The sequence below is a fragment of the Frankia sp. CcWB2 genome (assembly GCF_977927585.1).
Map to the genome: position 1 here is coordinate 5,448 of NZ_CDWRCM010000171.1, position 1,555 is coordinate 7,002.

The 1,555-nt window shown below is 73.4% G+C and carries 1 protein-coding gene and 1 pseudogene; both read left to right on the forward strand.

The window, feature by feature from the left end; translation table 11 throughout:
- A pseudogene (locus ACY45C_RS16505) lies at positions 1 to 647 on the forward strand (cysteine--1-D-myo-inosityl 2-amino-2-deoxy-alpha-D-glucopyranoside ligase); the annotation flags it as partial.
- 23 nt (positions 648 to 670) lie between these two features.
- On the forward strand, positions 671 to 1,555 hold an 885-nt coding region (locus ACY45C_RS16510), incomplete at its 3' end, for a DivIVA domain-containing protein (protein WP_462188467.1).

The following is a 1,555-nucleotide window of genomic DNA, read 5'->3' on the forward strand; positions in this document are numbered from 1 at the left end:
AGTGCGCCGCCATCGCCCGCCACTATCTCGGCGGGGTCATCGACATCCAGGGTGGCGGGACCGACCTGAGCTTTCCGCACCACGAGTGCAGCGCGGCGCATGCCGAGGTCGCCGCCGGCATTCAGCCGTTCGCCCGCAGCTACGTGCACACCGCGATGGTGAGCCTCGACGGCCACAAGATGTCGAAGTCGCGGGGCAACCTGGAGTTCGTCTCCCGGCTGCGCCGGGCCGGGGTGGATCCGGCGGCCCTGCGTCTGGCCCTGCTCGATCATCGGCACACCGAGGACTGGGAGTGGACGCCGGGCCTGCTCGACGACGCTGTGGACCGGATGAACCGGTGGCGGGCCGCCGTCGCCCTGCCCACCGGGCCCGACGCCATGGGACTGCTCGCCGCCGTGCGTGAGCGGCTCGCCGACGACCTTGACGCCCCGGGTGCCGTCGCCGCGGTGGACGCCTGGGCTGGCGCCGCGCTCGCTGATGCGGGCGGCTCCGCCGGTGCGGGCCCGGATCCCACCAATCCGGGGGGCCCGGTTCGCGGTTCTGGCGGTGACGTGCCCGCCTGGGGGGAGGCGCCCGCACTCGTGCGGCGTCTCGTTGACACACTGCTGGGTGTAGACCTTGAACCCGTCAGACCCAGAGGGAGCTGAGGATGGGAGCTCACCATCGCCGGGTGGATCCCGGGGCAGCGACCGAACGGCCCGCCTTCGACGAGGTCGCGTATGGCTACGACCCTCATCAGGTCGACGACTACCTGGCCACGCTGTGGCGTTACGCCAGCCAGGTGACCTCGCGCGCGGCCGCGGCCGAAAGCGCCCTGAAGAACGAGCGGGTCCGCAGCGCGAACATGGGCGTCGAGGGCCTGGCCGCGCAGGCCGGCGGTCGGATTGGCCAGATGCTGACCATCGCCCAGCAGGAGGCCGAGGAGATCGTCACCGGCGCCCGTCAGATCGCGGAGGCGGCGCTGGAAGAGGTGATCGAGGACGCCGGGGCGAACCACCCGATCGTGCGGGAGGCTCGGGAACAGGCCGAGAAGCTCCTCCTCGACGCCGTGGAGGAGAGCCGCCGGCTCGCCCGGGAGCGGCACGCTGAGCTGCAGGCGGAGATCGCCCGGTGCACCGCCTCGCTCGAGGCGTTGCGTCACCAGCAGGGTGAGATCATCGGTGCGATGCTGCGCCTGCGCGGGGTCCTGGCCTCCGACGAGGTGGACCGGGCGGTCACCGACCTGGCCCGGGCGGGTACGGCCGCGCCGACGACGCCGGGCACGCCTGGAACGCCGGGCACCTCGGGATCGGCGGGGACCTCAGTGGTCGACGGGCCGACGATGCCGCCTGCCTCACCCGTCGGCGTTCCGCCGGACCTGTCGTATGGCCGCCAGCCCGGGGGGTCGTCGCCGTTCGGTCCGGGGAGAGCCGGTCCCGCCGGTTTCCCCGCGGGCGGTGCGGGACCGTCGGATCTTTCCGGTCTTTCCGGGACCGCGTGGGCGACCGGTCGCGTCGCCAGCACGGGGCGGCGTTCCCCGGGCCGGCATCGTCAGGCCGACGTCGCGGACGCGGAA